The 17,961-nt window shown below is 39.1% G+C and carries 17 protein-coding genes; 1 reads left to right on the forward strand and 16 read right to left on the reverse strand.

All coding sequences use genetic code 11. The features are described from left to right. Positions 1-7 precede the first annotated feature (7 nt). The 8 genes from tdh to recA all read right to left on the reverse strand — a co-directional run bounded on the left by tdh (position 8) and on the right by recA (position 9,424). Complete coding sequence (gene tdh / locus FZC76_RS01140) at positions 8-1,048, reverse strand: L-threonine 3-dehydrogenase (protein WP_187441920.1); 1,041 nt, start codon at positions 1,046-1,048, stop codon at positions 8-10. Between the two features lie 213 nt (positions 1,049-1,261). After that, positions 1,262-2,128 (reverse strand): 2-oxoacid:ferredoxin oxidoreductase subunit beta, encoded by an 867-nt coding sequence (locus tag FZC76_RS01145; RefSeq protein ID WP_148986431.1) that lies wholly within the window; start codon positions 2,126-2,128, stop codon positions 1,262-1,264. Then, on the reverse strand, positions 2,129-3,865 hold the full coding sequence (locus FZC76_RS01150; protein WP_148986432.1) for a 2-oxoacid:acceptor oxidoreductase subunit alpha: 1,737 nt from the start codon (positions 3,863-3,865) through the stop codon (positions 2,129-2,131). It abuts the gene before it with no gap. Positions 3,866-4,117: 252 nt separating this feature from the next. Beyond that, positions 4,118-5,056 (reverse strand): dipeptidase, encoded by a 939-nt coding sequence (locus FZC76_RS01155; RefSeq protein ID WP_148986433.1) that lies wholly within the window; start codon positions 5,054-5,056, stop codon positions 4,118-4,120. Positions 5,057-5,149: 93 nt separating this feature from the next. Beyond that, positions 5,150-5,410 (reverse strand): stage V sporulation protein SpoVS, encoded by a 261-nt coding sequence (spoVS, locus tag FZC76_RS01160; RefSeq protein ID WP_010193268.1) that lies wholly within the window; start codon positions 5,408-5,410, stop codon positions 5,150-5,152. A 147-nt stretch (positions 5,411-5,557) separates the two neighbouring features. Continuing rightward, positions 5,558-6,352 carry a TIGR00282 family metallophosphoesterase gene (locus tag FZC76_RS01165; RefSeq protein ID WP_148986967.1) on the reverse strand — a complete coding sequence of 265 codons (795 nt, stop codon included), beginning with the start codon at positions 6,350-6,352 and terminating at the stop codon, positions 5,558-5,560. 102 nt (positions 6,353-6,454) lie between these two features. Then, complete coding sequence (rny, locus tag FZC76_RS01170) at positions 6,455-8,017, reverse strand: ribonuclease Y (RefSeq protein WP_088018145.1); 1,563 nt, start codon at positions 8,015-8,017, stop codon at positions 6,455-6,457. Between the two features lie 366 nt (positions 8,018-8,383). Continuing rightward, positions 8,384-9,424, reverse strand: coding sequence for a recombinase RecA (recA, locus tag FZC76_RS01175; protein WP_148986434.1), 1,041 nt, complete (start codon positions 9,422-9,424; stop codon positions 8,384-8,386). Between the two features lie 272 nt (positions 9,425-9,696). Here recA and FZC76_RS22850 point away from each other — a divergent pair, with 272 nt between their 5' ends. Further along, a complete protein-coding gene (locus FZC76_RS22850) occupies positions 9,697-9,843 on the forward strand; it encodes a hypothetical protein (protein WP_187441922.1) in 147 nt (48 codons plus the stop codon). A 216-nt stretch (positions 9,844-10,059) separates the two neighbouring features. Here the strand turns inward: FZC76_RS22850 and FZC76_RS01185 are convergent, their stop codons facing one another. The 8 genes from FZC76_RS01185 to yfmF form a co-directional block, all read right to left on the reverse strand. Then, the gene (locus tag FZC76_RS01185) at positions 10,060-11,304 is read right to left on the reverse strand and encodes a competence/damage-inducible protein A (RefSeq protein WP_262372339.1); all 1,245 of its coding nucleotides are present in this window, start codon (positions 11,302-11,304) and stop codon (positions 10,060-10,062) included. A gap of 207 nt (positions 11,305-11,511) precedes the next feature. Beyond that, positions 11,512-12,090, reverse strand: coding sequence for a CDP-diacylglycerol--glycerol-3-phosphate 3-phosphatidyltransferase (gene pgsA / locus FZC76_RS01190; protein WP_316246589.1), 579 nt, complete (start codon positions 12,088-12,090; stop codon positions 11,512-11,514). Between the two features lie 153 nt (positions 12,091-12,243). Further along, positions 12,244-13,143: a helix-turn-helix domain-containing protein gene (locus tag FZC76_RS01195; protein ID WP_187441923.1), complete on the reverse strand. Its 900-nt coding sequence runs from the start codon at positions 13,141-13,143 to the stop codon at positions 12,244-12,246. A 21-nt stretch (positions 13,144-13,164) separates the two neighbouring features. Then, positions 13,165-13,956, reverse strand: a complete 792-nt coding sequence (locus FZC76_RS01200; protein WP_010193276.1) for a DUF3388 domain-containing protein — start codon at positions 13,954-13,956, stop codon at positions 13,165-13,167. Between the two features lie 128 nt (positions 13,957-14,084). Then, positions 14,085-14,342 carry a DUF3243 domain-containing protein gene (locus FZC76_RS01205; protein WP_148986438.1) on the reverse strand — a complete coding sequence of 86 codons (258 nt, stop codon included), beginning with the start codon at positions 14,340-14,342 and terminating at the stop codon, positions 14,085-14,087. Between the two features lie 70 nt (positions 14,343-14,412). Continuing rightward, positions 14,413-15,129, reverse strand: a complete 717-nt coding sequence (gene ymfI / locus FZC76_RS01210) for an elongation factor P 5-aminopentanone reductase (protein ID WP_148986439.1) — start codon at positions 15,127-15,129, stop codon at positions 14,413-14,415. Positions 15,130-15,192: 63 nt separating this feature from the next. Continuing rightward, entirely contained in the window at positions 15,193-16,476 is a 1,284-nt protein-coding gene (gene yfmH / locus FZC76_RS01215; protein WP_148986440.1) for an EF-P 5-aminopentanol modification-associated protein YfmH, read from the reverse strand. Between the two features lie 3 nt (positions 16,477-16,479). Beyond that, entirely contained in the window at positions 16,480-17,760 is a 1,281-nt protein-coding gene (yfmF, locus tag FZC76_RS01220) for an EF-P 5-aminopentanol modification-associated protein YfmF (RefSeq protein ID WP_148986441.1), read from the reverse strand. Between the last annotated feature and the right edge of the window lie 201 nt (positions 17,761-17,961).

The following is a 17,961-nucleotide window of genomic DNA, read 5'->3' on the forward strand; positions in this document are numbered from 1 at the left end:
TATACTGTTATGGATGTAATACAACTTTACCACATTGACCGGAAATCATTAAATCAAAGCCTTTTTCAAACTCCTCAAGCGGGAAGTGATGAGTAATCATCGGTTTCACATCAACTTGACCTGATTTAAGAAGACTTGATACTTGCTGCCATGTAGAATACATTTTTCTTCCTGTAATACCTTGAACCGTAACACCTTTGAATACGATATCGTTCGTAATATCCAGTTCTACAGGGCGAACAGGTAAGCTTAGGATGGATACTCTTCCGCCATTAGTAATCATCTTAAATCCTTGGTTCATGGCAATAGGATGGCCTGACATTTCACAAACCACTTCCACACCATGACCATCTGTCAACTTCATCACTTCTTCAACTGGGTTTGCTTCTTTAGCATTGATGACTGTAGTAGCGCCCATTTTTGTTGCAAGATCTAAGCGATATTCGTTTAAGTCAATGGCAATAACTTGAGAAGCACCTGCCGCTTTAGCGACACCTACTGCCATAATCCCGATAGGGCCACAACCGATAACTGCTACAGATTTTCCTGTTACATCACCCGCTAGTACCGTATGAACCGCATTTCCCATTGGTTCTTGTACAGAAGCAACATCATAAGGCATATCGTTAGGGTTTTTCCAAACATTTACCGCAGGAAGAGCTACATATTCAGCAAAACAGCCTTGTGTGTCTACTCCAATAATTTTAGTATCTTTACAAATATGATATTCCCCTTTTAGGCATTGTGGACATTTGTAACAAACGATATGTGTCTCAGCGGAAACTTGGTCGCCTAATTGTACATTATTAACCTTGCTGCCAACTTCCACAATTTCTCCAGCAAATTCATGACCGAAAGCATATGGTGGGTTTACCCTGCTCTGTGACCACTCATCCCATGTATAAATATGAACATCTGTACCACAAATGGATGTTGCTTTTACTTTTATTAAAACTTCATCTTCATTAATTTTTGGTATATCTATCATTTGAAGTTTAGCACCATATCCACGATGATGCTTCACAATTGCCTTCATTTTTCCATTCACAGAGAACACTCCCTTATAAAAATAAAACTAACATTCATAAATACTAGTAAGAGTGTATCATCTATAAGGATTTGTGTAAACCGATTTGTCCACTGGAGAAGGACAACTGAGTATGTCAGATAAAAAATAAAGACTTTTTTTCATTAAAAAGAAAGCGTTTACAATTTTAACTAAAAAAAGCCCCAGCAGTTAAGCCAGGACTTCGAATTTGTATTACATAAATTCTTTCACTAAAGCATGGAATTGGTCTTCATTTAATTGAAGATCTGCTTTGGCCAAAGGCTCTTCACTATAATTTGGAACCATATCCTGATAGGATTGCTGATCCTTATTCTGGTAGATCAATCCTGTTACCAGTCCATTATGTTCCATTAAAGTCTGCATCGCAGAAACTTTATTATGTGCATCGTAACCTTCAATATCAGCCAACTTTGTCAAATTCTCTTTAAACCAGTCATATGTGTTTACTTTATTATAGGTTACACATGGGCTGAACACGTTGATTAAAGAGAAACCTTTATGCTTGATTCCTTGCTCGATCAAGGAAGTCAGATCTTTTAAATCTGTTGAGAAACTTTGCGCTACAAATGTCGCCCCTGCTGTTAGTGCCATTTCCATAACAGAAAGCGAAGATTCAATGGAACCTTGTGGTGTGGATTTTGTTTTAAATCCTACTTCACTACGAGGTGACGTTTGGCCTTTCGTTAGTCCATAAATCTGGTTATCCATTACGATGTATGTAACATCAATATTTCGACGAATAGCATGGATCGTATGTCCTAAACCGATGGCAAATCCATCTCCATCACCACCTGAAGCGATAACTGTAAGATCTTTATTCGCCATTTTCACACCTTGAGCGATAGGTAGAGAACGTCCATGAATACCATGAAATCCGTAAGAGTTGATATAACCCGAAATACGTCCGGAACACCCGATACCAGAAACTACTGCTAAATTTTCTGGCTCTAGTCCAACATTTGCGGCAGCACGTTGAATGGCAGCTTGTACAGAGAAATCTCCACATCCAGGGCACCAGTTAGGTTTTACATTATTTCTGAAATCTTTAAACGTTGCCATTTATAACAACTCCTTGCATTTTGTGTGGATTTCTTTCGGTAAGAATGGATCCCCATCATACTTCAAGAGACTACGGATTTTTTCATGCTCGCCTACATTCATTTTCAGAATGTTAGCAAGTTGTCCTGTAGCATTGTACTCCACAACAATAACTTTTTTTGCTGCTTTAACAAGTGGCGCGATTTCCTCTGTCGGGAATGGGTGGATAAGGCGGATTTGTGCGTGGTTAGCTTTCACTCCATCTTTCTCCAATCTTTCCATTGCCTCTTCAATCGTCCCGCGTGTCGAGTTAAAACCAACAAGCAGTACATCTGCTTCTTCATGTTTTGCATTAACATGAACAGGCGTATTGAATTTAAGGTTATTTAACTTACGAAGACGCTTGTCCATTTGTGCTTGTCGATTCGCAGCAACCTCAGAAGGTTTACCAGTTTCTTCGTGCTCTACACCTGTAACGTGATGAATACCGTTTTTCATTCCAGGAAGGACACGAGGAGAAATACCATCTTCCGTTACTTCATAACGTTTGAAATATGCTTTATCGTCAGATGCAGGAATCTCCTGGTTAATATCCAGTTTTCCTCGTCTGATCTCAATGTTTTTATAATCTAAAGCTTCTACAGATTGCTTCCCAAGGGACAATTGTAGATCTGTCAAAAGAATTACCGGTACTTGATACTCTTCAGCAATGTTAAACGCTTCAATTGTATCGTAGAAAGCTTCTTGTACTGTACTCGGAGCCATGACAACTTTAGGAATTTCCCCATGTGTACCGTAAATCATAGCCATAAGGTCTGATTGCTCAATTTTAGTCGGTAATCCTGTACTTGGTCCTCCACGTTGCGTGTCTACGACTACTAGAGGTGTTTCTGTCATACCGGAAAGTCCGATTGCTTCCATCATTAAGGATAGTCCAGGTCCTGCTGAGGCAGTCAATGTACGAACACCTGCATAGTTTGCACCAATCGCCATTGTACAAGCTGCAATCTCATCTTCCGTTTGAATAACGGTTCCTCCGAATTTTGGAAGTTTTTTAATTAAGTATTCCATAATTTCAGATGCTGGAGTAATTGGATATGCCGGCATAAAACGGGAACCCGCTGCAACAGCACCCAATGCAATCGCATCATTTCCAATCATGAACAGACGTTTGTTACCATCTGCTTTTGCAAGCTGCATGGTTTCTACACTTTCAGCTTGATCTTTAATAAACTGAACACCTGCTCGGATTGCATCCATGTTTTTCTCAACAATGGATTCACCTTTACGGCCAAAAATTTCTTGCACCACTTCACGGAATGCTTCCGCGTCTAAATCAAGGATGGCACTTGAAGCTCCGACTGCAACCATGTTCTTCATCAATGAGGTTCCAAGTTCCGTAGCAATCTCCGTAAATGGTACAGCATACAATGTAGCTATCCCATCCTCAGGGATGCTTGGTTTAAACTTCGCGTCTGCAATTACGACTCCACCTTCTCTGAGCTCATGATAGTTTACGTCGATTGTTTCTTGGTCGAACGCTACTAATATATCAAGGTCGTCGGAAATCGAACGGACCTGAGTCGTACTCACACGAATTTTGTTGTTCGTATGTCCACCTTTAATTCGAGAAGAAAAATGGCGATAACCATATAAGTAATAGCCTAAACGATTTAATGCAATGGAGAAAATCTCACCTGTACTTTCGATACCTTCCCCTTGTTGCCCTCCAACTTTCCATGAAAGTTGATTGATCATGTGCCTTACACCCCTTTAACTACGTTCGTTTTCAGAATTTTGTACAATATTTATTGTAGCATTATTCCCATTATATAACTAGAAGTTACCTATTAAATATAAATCAGACTTAAAAAACCGCTAAATATGTACTAAACGCTTTCATTGTAGACCTAATTATTTAAAAATACAAGTCTTTGAATTAATTTCTTTCGAAAAATTTGGATATTTTAACAGTATCTTTCATGGGCTGAAAACCGCTCAATTCCCCACTTATTTAGGGAACCTTTTGAAGAAATTATCAAACAAAAAGCCTCTCACTTCTGTTTCAGAATAGTATTTTAATAAACTATTTATTAAATGATAATAATCTTCCATTTTCCCCAAGCCCTTTACAGTCTGATCAATACCGTCAAAGTCTGAACCAAATCCTATCTGATTTACTGCCCCTAGTGTGCAAAAGTGGTCCACATGACGGAGTATATCTGTAATACTCGCCTGTGTATCGCTTGTTAAGAATCGAGGAACAAAGGTAACCCCGATTGCTGCATCCTTTTGAATAAGTGCTTGTATTTGTTCGTCTGATAAATTTCTTGGGTTAGGACAGATCTCCTTGCAATTGGAATGTGAGGCAATCACGTAATCACCTATATCCATTACATCCCAAAAGCCTTTAACAGAAAGGTGGGAGACGTCTGTCCAAATAAAGTGTTCGTTATTCAGTTTCACTACCTTTTTACCCAATGAACTTAGCCCAGCTCCCCTTTCTTCTAAGATCCCATCTGCAACTGCATTAGCATGATTCCATGTTAACCCGACTGACGAGATTCCCAATCGATACAATGTTCTCAGTTTTTCTATATCCGTTCCTATTGCGTCACAGCCTTCTAATGTCAAAATGGCTCCTATTTGCCCTTCTTTCAATTCGGCAATTTCCTTTTTGGTTGTAACAAGTTTCATATTAGGGAACTTGTTTAAAATCTCCTCATAAAAGAGATCAATCATTTCCAAGGCTACCTCAAAAGCAGATTCCTGCCTCACTTTTTCCGGAACATACACGGCAAAACATTGCACCTTTGCAGCAGACTTCTTCAATCCGTCCCACGTTACATGCAACACTTCACTATCTTTAAAAGAAATATCTCTATTTTCCCACATTCTCCATAGCACATCGCAGTGCGCATCAAAAATCCTCAAGTAAAGCCCCTCCATTATCTCGAATCAGCATTCAATCTGCACCATTGAATTAGAATAAAACAAACCTGTTTGCAAATACAAGCAAACAGGTTTAGTAAACAATTATTTTTATCTCGGCTCCACTATCAACTTGATGGCCGTTCTTTCTTCTCCGTCAATCAGAATATCTGTAAATGCCGGGATACAGATTAAATCCACTCCACTTGGTGCAACAAATCCCCGAGCGATGGCAACCGCCTTTACTGCCTGATTAAGCGCACCAGCCCCAATGGCTTGGATTTCGGCACCCCCACGCTCTCTTAAAACCCCTGCTAAAGCCCCTGCTACAGAATTTGGGTTTGACTTAGCTGAAACCTTTAATATTTCCATTTCTAGCTCCTCCTTAACATTTACAGTATATGGTGAAAGACCCATAGATGAATGAATTGTTAATAATTTCATTCCTACTATATTCAGGAAGAGCTCTGTATATGCCTCAACTTGTGGTACAATCGTCAAAATATTCTATCTTCTCACCTAGTCAAAGAAAGGATGATCCTCATTAATCATTAGTGGTTGAATCTTCTTCGCCTTACCTGTCTTCATATCTACGTCAATTAGAACTCCATTTAACTGGGCCCTTCCTTCAGTCACTTCAAACCTTACAGGTAAAGCAGTTGTGAAACGCTTAAGCACAGCTTCTTTTTCCACGCCTAAAATACCATCATAAGGACCTGTCATGCCTACATCCGTTATATATGCCGTGCCCTCTGGTAGAATTCGATAATCATTTGTTTGCACATGTGTATGTGTTCCCACCACACCTGTAACTCTTCCATCGAGATACCAGCCAATAGCTTGCTTCTCACTAGTTGCTTCTGCATGGAAGTCTACAAAGATAAATGGTGTTCTTTTCTTTGCTTCCTCTACAAGCTCATCTACTTTGTTAAAAGGGCAATCTATTGGCGGTAAAAAAGTCCGTCCTTGAAGATTAATGACCGCAAGTTCCTTTCCTTCAAAAGGAACATAGGCAATGCCTTTACCTGGGTTAGAACTAGGAAAATTTGCAGGTCTAATCATATACTTTGCACCTTCGATAAATTCAAATATCTCTCTGTTGTCCCAAGTATGATTTCCAAGTGTGACAAGATTTGCCCCGGCTTTTAAAAAACCTTGGTAGATTTTTTCGGTTATTCCTTTTCCACCCGCTGCATTTTCTCCGTTTACGATGGTTACAGCCGGTCTATATTTACTTTTTAATTTTGGCAGGTATTCGTTTACCATTTTTCTTCCTGGTGATCCCACTACATCTCCAATAAATAAAATTTTCACAATCACTAATCCCTTCTAACAATCAATTTCTCTTTTTAGTTTTACATATGTAGACGCTGTATGCAAATGGACGAAAAAAAATAAAGCGGTGCAAGCACCACTTTATTTTGCATACTCTACGGCTCTTGTTTCACGAATAACCGTTACTTTAATATGTCCTGGATAATCCAGTTCTTCTTCAATGCGTTTTCGGATATCCCGAGCTAATCGATGAGCCTCAAGATCGTCAATGGTATCTGGTTTCACCATAATTCGAACCTCACGTCCCGCTTGAATCGCAAAGGACTTTTCGACACCTTCATAGCTTTCAGAGATCTCTTCCAACTTTTCAAGTCTGCGGATATAGTTTTCCAACGTCTCACTACGCGCTCCAGGTCTCGCCGCAGATAATGCATCTGCTGCAGCAACCAAAACTGCAATGATGGAAGTTGGCTCTGTATCACCATGGTGGGATGCGATACTGTTAATGACAACTGGATGTTCTTTATACTTTGTTGCCAATTCCACTCCGATTTCCACATGGCTTCCTTCCACTTCATGATCGACAGCTTTTCCAATGTCATGTAGCAAACCAGCACGGCGGGCAAGTGTTTCATCCTCACCAAGCTCAGCAGCCATAAGACCAGATAGGAATGCTACTTCCATGGAGTGCTTCAGAACATTTTGACCGTAGCTGGTACGGAATTTCAGGCGGCCCAAAATTTTGATTAAATCTGGGTGCAATCCATGTACACCAACTTCAAATGTTGTCTGTTCGCCCATTTCACGAATGTATTCGTCTACTTCACGTCTTGATTTTTCAACCATTTCCTCAATACGCGCAGGGTGAATACGTCCGTCTTGGACAAGCTTATCTAAAGCGATGCGTGCAGTTTCACGTCTGATCGGATCAAAACCTGATAAAATAACTGCCTCAGGGGTATCATCAATAATAAGATCAATACCAGTAAGTGTTTCAAGAGTACGAATATTACGTCCTTCACGACCAATGATTCGGCCTTTCATTTCATCATTAGGTAAGTTAACGACGGATACTGTTGTCTCAGCCACATGGTCGGCGGCACAACGTTGAACGGCTAAAGAAAGAATCTCTCTTGCCTTTTTATCCGCATCTTCTTTTGCTCTGTTTTCGCTTTCTTTGACCATAAGAGCAATGTCGTGGGATAATTCGTTCTCAACACGATCCAAAATGATATGTTTGGCTTCTTCGCGTGTTAATGCTGAAATGCGTTCTAGCTCTTCTTGCTGTTTACGCACTATATCATCCACTTTGCTTTCTAATTCTTCAATATGCTGTTGTCTATCGTTTAAAGAATCTTCACGCCTTTCTAATGCTACTTCTCGCTTATCAAGCGATTCATCTTTTCGATCCAGATTCTCTTCTTTTTGCATTAAACGATTTTCTTGTTTTTGCAGTTCGCTTCTACGGTCTCGAATATCACGTTCAGCTTCAGTTCGAAGTTTGTGAATTTCGTCCTTTGCTTCCAAAAGAGCTTCTTTTTTAAGCGATTCAGCTTCGCGTCTGGAATCTTCCACAATTTGATCCGCGACACTTCTTGCGCCAGCAATCTTCTGTTCTGCAATGGATTTACGAACATAAAAGCCAACAACTACACCGACGATTAGGGCAAGCAAAGCGGAGATAATAATTGGCATATAATCCATCATTACACCTCCTCTTGCTATGAACTTTTTTCTTGCTAGATTTCATTGTCGGCATGTACATTGTAACAATGTTTGTCAACATACAGCTCAAGGGCTTTTGCTTTTTTATAGCTCTAAAATTCTAACAAAATGTAAATTATACATACTAATTGTAAATCTGTGAAAAATTATTGTCAAGCCTGTCCCGGTAAGGATATGGCCTTTTTGGTAAACTAATCCTGTTTTTGATGAAATTTATTGAGATTTGGGTGGATTTGTTTATGTTTTTGCAACATTACCTTGTTGATTTTCTCTTCAGATGCTTCACATTAGTTTTGAAAAATATAAAAGCCCTGCAATTATGTACAGGGCCTTGTTTGGTGTGTATTAAAAATCTAATTCTTCTTGATCCATTTCTTCTTCCGCTGGAGCGGTTACTTCTTTATCCAACCCGTGGTGGTCACGGATTTGCTGATGAATTTCCTTAAGGACATCCTTGTTTTCTTTAAGGAATTGTTTCGCATTTTCGCGTCCTTGTCCCAGTCTTTCTTCATTGTAGGAATACCATGAACCACTCTTTTGGACGATATCCAAATCAGAGCCCATATCAATAACTTCCCCTTCTCTTGAGATACCTTCACCGTACATGATATCCACTTCAGCTACTTTGAAAGGAGGAGCGATTTTATTCTTTACAACTTTAATCTTTGTTTTATTCCCGACAATATCATGACCTTGTTTCAACTGCTCAGCACGACGCACTTCTAGACGTACGGAAGAGTAGAATTTCAGAGCACGGCCACCAGGAGTCGTTTCAGGATTACCGAACATTACTCCTACTTTTTCACGAATTTGATTGATGAAAATAGCAATGGTCTTTGATTTATTAATGGCACCTGAAAGCTTACGAAGTGCTTGAGACATTAGTCGGGCTTGAAGTCCGACATGGGAGTCTCCCATTTCCCCTTCGATTTCCGCTTTAGGTACTAAGGCAGCTACAGAATCGACAACGATAATGTCTACTGCACCACTTCTTACAAGAGCTTCAGCAATTTCTAATGCTTGCTCACCAGTGTCTGGTTGAGAAAGAAGAAGCTCATCTATGTTTACGCCTAGTTTTTGCGCATATACTGGATCCAACGCGTGCTCGGCATCGATAAACGCAGCTTGTCCACCTTGTTGCTGTACTTCAGCGATAGCATGAAGGGCAACCGTTGTTTTACCTGAAGATTCCGGACCGTATATTTCTACGACTCTACCTCTTGGATATCCGCCAGCACCTAATGCAACATCCAATGCTAACGATCCACTAGGAATAGTAGAAATCTTACGTTCTGCTTGTTCCCCTAATTTCATGATGGAACCTTTTCCAAATTGCTTTTCTATCTGTTTTAACGCCATATCTAAAGCAGCTTTACGATCACTCACACAATTTCCTCCTCTTATCTATCAAACTAAATGAATAGTATCTATTAACTACTCTTACTATACCCTTTTTCTATTCATTTGGCAACTAAAAAACGAACATCCATTCGGTTTTTTTATAGTGAGATTTTGTCGCAAAATGTTGAGTTTATTCTAAGCGGAAAAGGGGATTTTTCTTGGTGGAATTTGAGGGAAAACACAAAATTTGGTTTTTTAATTATATTTTTGATTGGCTGAGGAAGGTTGGTGATTAACTAGGAGTGGCCAGATTTGAAATGTCCGAAGTTTTTGTATTCTTGACCGAAGATTTGACGAAGTTGACCAAAGATTTTGTAAAGTTGTCCGAAGTTTTTCAAAAGTTGACCAAACCAATTTTTCAAATGACCGAACACCGTGAATTCTTGACCGAACGACCATACTAAATTGTCCGAACCCTTGTCCAAATCATTACCAAAATGTCCAAAGTTCTGGGTGTTTTGTCCGACCCAATTTAAGCGACTCAAAAAATACCCTTTTCTTTAGTTTTTGTCACAAGCATCTTCCGTTTCCTCCTACTTTCCCATTAGCCCCCAAAAGTCCAGCAACCCCGTCGTTTCATCTCCCACCAAAAAAGAAAAAGCAGTTGAAGTTCCCTTCAACTACTTGAACAACACTTTCAATAGATAGTGACAGCCGTATTTTGCCGATCTATGTCTTATGCCATCTCGCGTTCCAGCTAAGTGAATTTTGTGAACGGTAGCTTCTCCGTTCGGGAGAGCTATTCCAATAAACACCGTGCCAACTGGTTGATTATCCATTGTTTCAGGACCTGCAACTCCTGTAAAACTGATGCCTATATCTGTTTGCAGTAATTTTTTCACACCGATTGCCATTTCTTTTGCTGTCTGCTCACTTACTGCTCCATCGTTTTCAAGTGTTTGTTTTTTCACACCAAGCACGTTTTCCTTCACGTTATTAGTATAGCTGACAATAGCACCTTCCATAACTTTGGAAGCACCTGAGAAACTAGTCATTTTCTCAGAGAACAAACCGCCGGTAAGACTCTCGGCACTGCTTAAAGTGAAATGAGCCTCTTGTATTTTTTCAAAAAGAACCGAGTAGATGGTATCCTCGTCATACCCAAAAAAGAAATCACCGACTCTTTCCAGAATCTCTTTTTGGCATTCATCAATTAATCGATTTGCTTCGTCAATGGATTGGTGCTTAGCCGTTAATCTAAGTGTAACCTCATTGTCCCCTGCAAGCGGTGCGATGGTCGGATTTGTTTGTCGGTCAATGATATCTTCAATATCTGTTTCCAGTTGTGATTCCCCAATGCCAAAAAAACGGAGAACTTTGGAGACGATTTGCTCTCTGACTCCAAGCTTATCTAACAAGTATTCTCTGCCATAGACAGAAAACATAGGCTGAAGTTCTTTAGGTGGGCCAGGCAAAAGCATATATGTATGAGAGCCTTCTGTCAGCGCCATTCCAGGGGCCATCCCAAAGTCGTTCGCCAAGATGGAGGAGCCTTCTAAAACTAACGCCTGCTTTTTGTTGTTTTCACTCATCACTCGTTGTGATTTTTTAAAATAATCCTGAATGTTGGTTAGCGCTCGTTCATCCATTACCAATTGTTTATTAAGCACTCTTGCAATGGTTTCCTTTGTCAGGTCATCTTTTGTGGGCCCGAGTCCTCCGGTGAATAGTAGGAGGTTAGATCGTTGTTTAGCTGTTGTTATCGCTTCTTCAAGTCTAGAAGGATTATCTCCGACCACTGTATGATAAAAGACGTTGATCCCCAATTCTGCAAGTTGCTTGGAAAGAAATTGGGCATTTGTATTACAAATTTGTCCCAAAAGTAATTCGGAGCCTACGGCAATAATCTCTGCATTTTTAATCACGGCACTCTCCCCTTATTACAGTGATATGATTGGTTTTGGGTAACGCCGCTGTTGATTTCCGGAAATGGCTTCGCTTTCCGCGGGGCGACCTTGAGCCTCCTCGCTTCGTTGCGGGGTCTCAACAATGTCGCTACTCCCTCACAGGAGTCTACGCCATTTGCTCCAATCATCAGCTATAAACTAAATTAAATAAACGTTTTCTTTTGACTATTTAGAATTAACAAATGCTTGTCTGTTTTTATAGAAGTAATCCCAGCCAGAGTAAATGGTAAAGATCATTGCGACCCATAAAGCAATGGTAGCAAATGGGAATCCAATTAATTCAAATGGCAAGTTATGTAATAGAAGTGCGGATACTGCAATTATTTGGGCCCAAGTTTTGATTTTGCCAAGCATGTTTGCTGCTACCACTTCTCCTTCTCCTGCAAGTACTAATCGGAGTCCGGTGACAGCGAATTCTCTGCTGATGATGACAATGACAATCCAAGCTGGAGCCAATTGTAACTCGACAAGTGCAATTAATGCTGCGGATACCAAAAGCTTATCTGCAAGTGGATCAAGGAACTTTCCAAGGTTGGTTACAAGATTTAGTTTTCTTGCATAATAACCATCTATCCAGTCGGTGATAGATGCAATGATAAATATAAGTGCAGCTAAAAGATGTGTGTATGGAATAGACTCATCTCCAATGACAAGATCTCCCCAATTTAATGGTGCAAGCATTAGAATCATAAAGATAGGGATCATAAAGATTCTTGAAACAGTAATTTTGTTAGGTAAATTCACGTTCATTCCTCCAGCATTCAATATTGCTTTTCCACTATACATAAAATATACAGGTTTGTCTAATGTTTGCTTAAGGTTGATAGCTCAATTGTTGGCTTTATTGTAAGCATCATTCAAAAGGTCTGTACAAAAAAAGCCATCATCCTGATGACTTTATTGTTGACCATTTGATACAAATTTAATAGTGACTCTCTGTGTTGTTACGTCATTTACTGGAAAAGGAAAGTCAAATGGTTCGCCGTTGATCTTAATTTTAGTTGCTGGCACCCAGCCTACATTAAATAAGATTTCTTTTTGGGCTGATAAATCGATTGTTTCCGTTTCTCCGTCTTTAAGCTCTTTGTTAAGGAAGTATTCTCCTGATGCATTACTTACTCCCACCCAAGTGTTTCGGCCCTCTGCAGAGATTTCCACTTCAAATTTATCCGTGTCCTTTAATTCTAATATTGCATTTGGACTGTTTGAACTTACTTCAGATAAAGTACCCGTTGTCGGTTTTTCTTCAGCAGGTTCTTCTTCCTCTGTTTCCTCCGTCGGTTCAGACTGTCCTTCATCAGTATTTTCTGTTTCGTTTTCAGCCACGTCCTCATTTTCTGACGTTGCATTATCAATGACTACATTCTTATTATTCTCCTGAGTGTCAGATGAACTCCCAACCCCCCAGTTCTGAAAAAGCACATAGATGATTGCAACAACTGCAACGAATGCTAAAAACATTAACACTTTAGGGATAAAATTAAAGACTTTTGTATTTTTTGACGATGGCACCTGTTTTCGAGTTTTCACTCTAGACAACTGAGGAATTTCATCTTTGTCATTTGCAGGGATATCGTTTTTGTATTCTTCAAAGATTAGTTCTGGATCAAGTCCCACAGCCTCAGAGTACTGTCTGATAAATGCACGGGCATAGAATTGACCAGGCATGATGGAATAATTGCCTTCTTCTATTCCGATTAAATATCTTTTTTGTATTTTTGTAACGGTTTGTAAATCTTCCAGGGACAAGCCTTTTTCTTCTCTTGCCTGTTTCAGTCTATTACCTAGTTCTGTCAACAATTACACCTTCCAACATTTTTAGAAATCAAAACCCCCAAAAGGATTCTCATCAAACATATTATTTGGTTGCACCACATCGTAGGTGATTTCTTCATCTTCATTATTTCTAAGTTCAATAATATAATCGAAATCATCTAGTTTATATTCTGTATTTTGCACGAAAATATCAGGATGTTCAACCACTTTTACAGCAGATATTCGCATTATTTCACGAATTAGCTGCCAATGTTTTTCATTAGCCCTTTTGGTTGATACTATACCATCTATAATAAATAGGTTGTCTACATTATATTCATCTTCAATCAATTGACTTCGAATGGTTTGCTTAAGCAATGTGCTAGATACAAATAACCATCTTTTGTTTGCACAGACACTTGAAGCAACAATGGACTCTGTTTTGCCTACACGAGGCATCCCTCTGATTCCAATTAACTTATGACCGTCCTGTTTAAAAAGTTCGGCAAGGAAATCGACTAATAATCCTAATTCATCCCGTACAAAACGGAACGTTTTTTTATCATCTGCATCTCGCTGTATGTATCTTCCATGTCGCACGGCTAATCGATCACGCAATTTCGGCTCACGCAGCTTTGTAACAGTTATATTATCCATTGTATTAAGGATAGATTCAAGACGGACTATTTGCTCATTTGAGTCGCTTAGCAATAACATTCCCCTTCTTGCATCATCCACCCCGTTGATTGTCACAATATTGATGGATAGCATACCTAAAAGGGAAGCGATGTCCCCAAGTAGTCCTGGCCTATTGATATGTATTTCATATTCTAAATACCACTCTTTTTTCTCCATCAAACCCCTTCACCCTCTCTAACAAATCGAACTCGTCTATGTTACTTCTATCATATCCAATATTTCTTTAATAGGAAAGTAATTACTTATGAAATTTGGCAACAAAAAAAGAGAGGTAGAGGCCTCTCTTAATGCGTTCCGTCGTTTTGAACCAATTTCACCATCATATTGGCAATTGCATGTTGCTCTTCTGGGCTTGCCACTTTCCAAAGGTCAGCTAAAACTCTTTCTTGCGGGTTTTTCGCTTCTACTTCTTTTGCAAGATAGTCACCGATTTCATAAGCAAGTTGAGAAATAGCACCATTGTCCATTCCTTCATGCTCTGCATGATTAAGACGGTCACCTAAAAAACCTTTCCATTGTTCCCAGTTATCAAGTACTGACATATTAATTCCTCCTTACACATTTGTTCAAGAGTTAGTATGCGATGCTCCTACTTGATTTATGCATGTCATGTTAATTCCATCCGCCGTTTACGCCAAGCACTTGTCCCGTAATATAAGAGGACTTATCTGAAAGCAAAAAGCTTACGGAGTCGGCAACTTCATAAGGTTGCGCTAATCTCCCCATAGGAATATCATCACTTATTTCCTGTTTTTCTTCCTCAGATAAATTATTTAGCATTTTTGTGGATACCGCTCCGGGTGCTATCGCGTTTACTCTTATTCCATTCAAGGCTACTTCTTTAGCCAGCGCTTTTACAAAAGAGATCTGTGCACCCTTAGTCATGGAATAAAGCACTTCACAGGAAGCTCCTATTTCTCCCCAAATTGAAGAAATCACCACAATATTGCCATATCTCTTTCTAACCATTTCCGGTAGAAACGCTTGAACGGTTGAATATAATGATGTTATGTTAAGTTGAATCATATGTTGTTTTGTTTGTTCGTCGATGTCTGTCATTAATCCATAAAAAGTAGTACCTGCATTATAGATAATTGCATCAACTGATGAATATGTGCTATTTTTGAGCTTATGTATGCCATCGTCACTCGTCAAGTCTGCTTGAATGGGAATGACCTTTTCCACGCCGAATTCTTCTTGTAAGTTATGTATGGTTTGTTTGTCTTGATTGTAATGTAAAAAGGTTATGTAGCCCTCTTTCAAGATTGTTCTGGCAATTTCTCTCCCAATATCTCCACTCGCTCCAATCAACAGTGCGGTTTTATTCATGTTTATCATCCTTTATAAAAAGAAGCCGGTTCGTGTAGTCGCGAACCGAACTTCGTTGTATCGTTATTTTGGCACAACTTGGCACGTTGTAAATGCTTCTTCTTTGATAAAGTCTTTAGCAACGGCTTGTAGGTCTTCCAGCGTAATTTTCTCAAGTTGAGGCGTGACCTCAAAAAGGTCCATATTATTAAAAGCATAACGGGTGAATTGGTTTGCGATGAACTCTGGTGAGTTAAGAGCACGCAAGAATGATCCGATTTTTTTCTTTTTAATTCTCTCAAGTTCCTGTTCTTCAATGGAATTTGGATCAAACTGCAGCAATATACTTTGAACTCTTTCTGCTAATTTGTCAGGTTCTGAAGTATCTCCGCCTAACATGGCAAAGCCAAATCCCTTTTCTCCCGTATAATCATAAGCAAAAGTCTCATCAATCAGACCGTCATCATAAAGCTTTTGGTAATGATCGGAGCTTTTACCGAATAAAAGGTCAAGCAATATGTTCACTGTCAATTCATGTTTAAGAAGTTCCGTTCCTTGTTTTGTTGGATTAGACTCCTTTATACCCACCATACATTTTGACGTGTGTACATTCATTTTTAGAACTTTCTTCTTTTCGTTCACTGAAGTAGGTTCTTCATCAAATTGACGTTTTATTTCTTCTTTCTCTTTAAATGTTTTCTTTGCTTGATTATCTTTAATGAATTGCATCATCTCGGATGTATCCATAGGTCCAACAACAAATAGGAGCATGTTGCTAGGATGGTAAAAGGTTTCATAGCATGTGTATAAAAGATCTTTTGTTATGTTGGAGATGGAATCGATGGTGCCTGCGATGTCTATTTTAACTGGGTGAGTATGGAACATGCTTTCAATTAATCCGAAATAGGCACGCCAATCGGCATTATCCTCATACATCGTGATTTCTTGCCCGATGATTCCCTTCTCTTTCTCCACTGTTTTTTCCGTAAAATATGGTGCTTGCACAAAATCCATCAAGGTTTCAAGATTTTGTTCAACATTTGATGTACTGGAGAAGAGGTAGGCCGTTCTTGTAAAAGAGGTAAAGGCATTGGCTGATGCACCTTGTTTACTGAAATCTTGGAAAACGTCCCCATGCTCCTTTTCAAAAAGTTTATGTTCGAGAAAATGAGCGATTCCATCTGGTACCGTTACATAGTCATCCTGACCAAGTGGTACAAATTTATTATCGATAGATCCGTATTTTGTCGTGAATGTTGCATACGTTTTATGAAACCCGGATTTCGGCAAAAGGTATACTTCTAGACCATTGTCAAGCGTTTCATGATATAGGTTCTCTTCCAGCTGTTTAAATTCGATTTTTTCCATCTCTTACGCCTCCTTCCCAGTTAGAAAATAAGTTGTATCGAGTTCTACCAACTTGGCAACTTCCTGAATCTGCTCTTTTGTAACATTTTCTACCCCTTCAAGGAATGCTTCAATTGGTTTGTCAACTTCAGAAACCTCATTGTTGTACAGGATTTCAATCAATCCTCTTGCAGTATCAATGGTTTCGAGAATTTGATTTTTTATGACCGCTTTGGTCTGGGAAATTTCCCCGTCGGTATATTCTCCTTGCCTCATCGCTTCAATCTGTTTGTTGATGATTGTTACCGCTTTTTCGTAATTGGAAAAGTCAATACCTGACATGACGAGCAACAACCCTTTATGACTCTCCACCCTAGACGCAGCATAATACGCTAAACTTTCCTTCTCCCTTACATTAATAAAGAGCTTGGAATGGGAAAATCCGCCAAAAATACCGTTAAAGACTTGCAAAGCATAATAAAGATCATCTTTGAATGTCACATTCGTTCTATATCCTATATTTAATTTCCCTTGCTTAATATCCTGGCGCTCAATTACTTCGTTCGGTTCTTTATTATCTTTGTTAGGTTGCGTAATAGAAGACGTTACTTTGTTATCCTGATCAGGCAATACAAAGTACTTTTTTACATATTCGTCTACTTCTTCCTCTTTTACATCGCCAACCAAGTAAAGATGAATATCATTTGTTTTTAACATGTTTTGATAATAGTTATATAGGGATTCTGATGTTATGGCATCTACTTTATCCTTCTCACCGTTTGCACTCAAGCGGTAAGGTTCTTCTGCACACATCTCTTCAATGAGGCGCTGGCTAGCATAACGCATTTTATCATCGTATACAGATTGGATTCTTTGTTTTAACGCCCTTTTTTCTTTATCCACTGTTGCTGTCTTAAAGCCATTTCTTTCAGTTACGGGCTTTAATAGTACTTCACTTAACAGCTCAATCCCTCTTTCAAGGAGCGGTGTGGAATCTTTTAGAAACTTTTCATTGGCAATTTCCAACCTTATAGAAATGATGTGATCTTCACCTTTTTTGCTTAGATCCACTGCAAGGCTAGCACCATATAATTCATCAAGATATGCCCTGAACTGGGAAGGTTGGGGATGGGACTCTGTTGCGTTTTGAAGGACATACGGCATTAATGCACGAACTGTTACATCTTCTTCTGATAACGGAGCCTTTACTTTCAATACAATAGTATTCGTCTTGAATTTATTGGTCGGGATAGTGTGAACGTTAATTCCATTAAGGGTGTACGTTCTTTCATCAACTAATTTCAAGAAATCTCCTCCTTTACTTTGATGCGGGCACAACAGATTTCATCCTGTTAATTAATCGTATAAAAATATAGACAGTACTATTCTTTCTATAACGTTCAAAAAATAGTCCTAAACCCAATATAACGTTAAATTAGAAAGATTTACAAGTCAGACAACCTAGAGATGCACAAATTAAAAACACCACGGTTTCGTGGTGTTTTT

The organism is Sutcliffiella horikoshii, assembly GCF_008180725.1.
Classification (GTDB): Bacteria; Bacillota; Bacilli; order Bacillales; family Bacillaceae_I; genus Sutcliffiella_A; species Sutcliffiella_A horikoshii_B.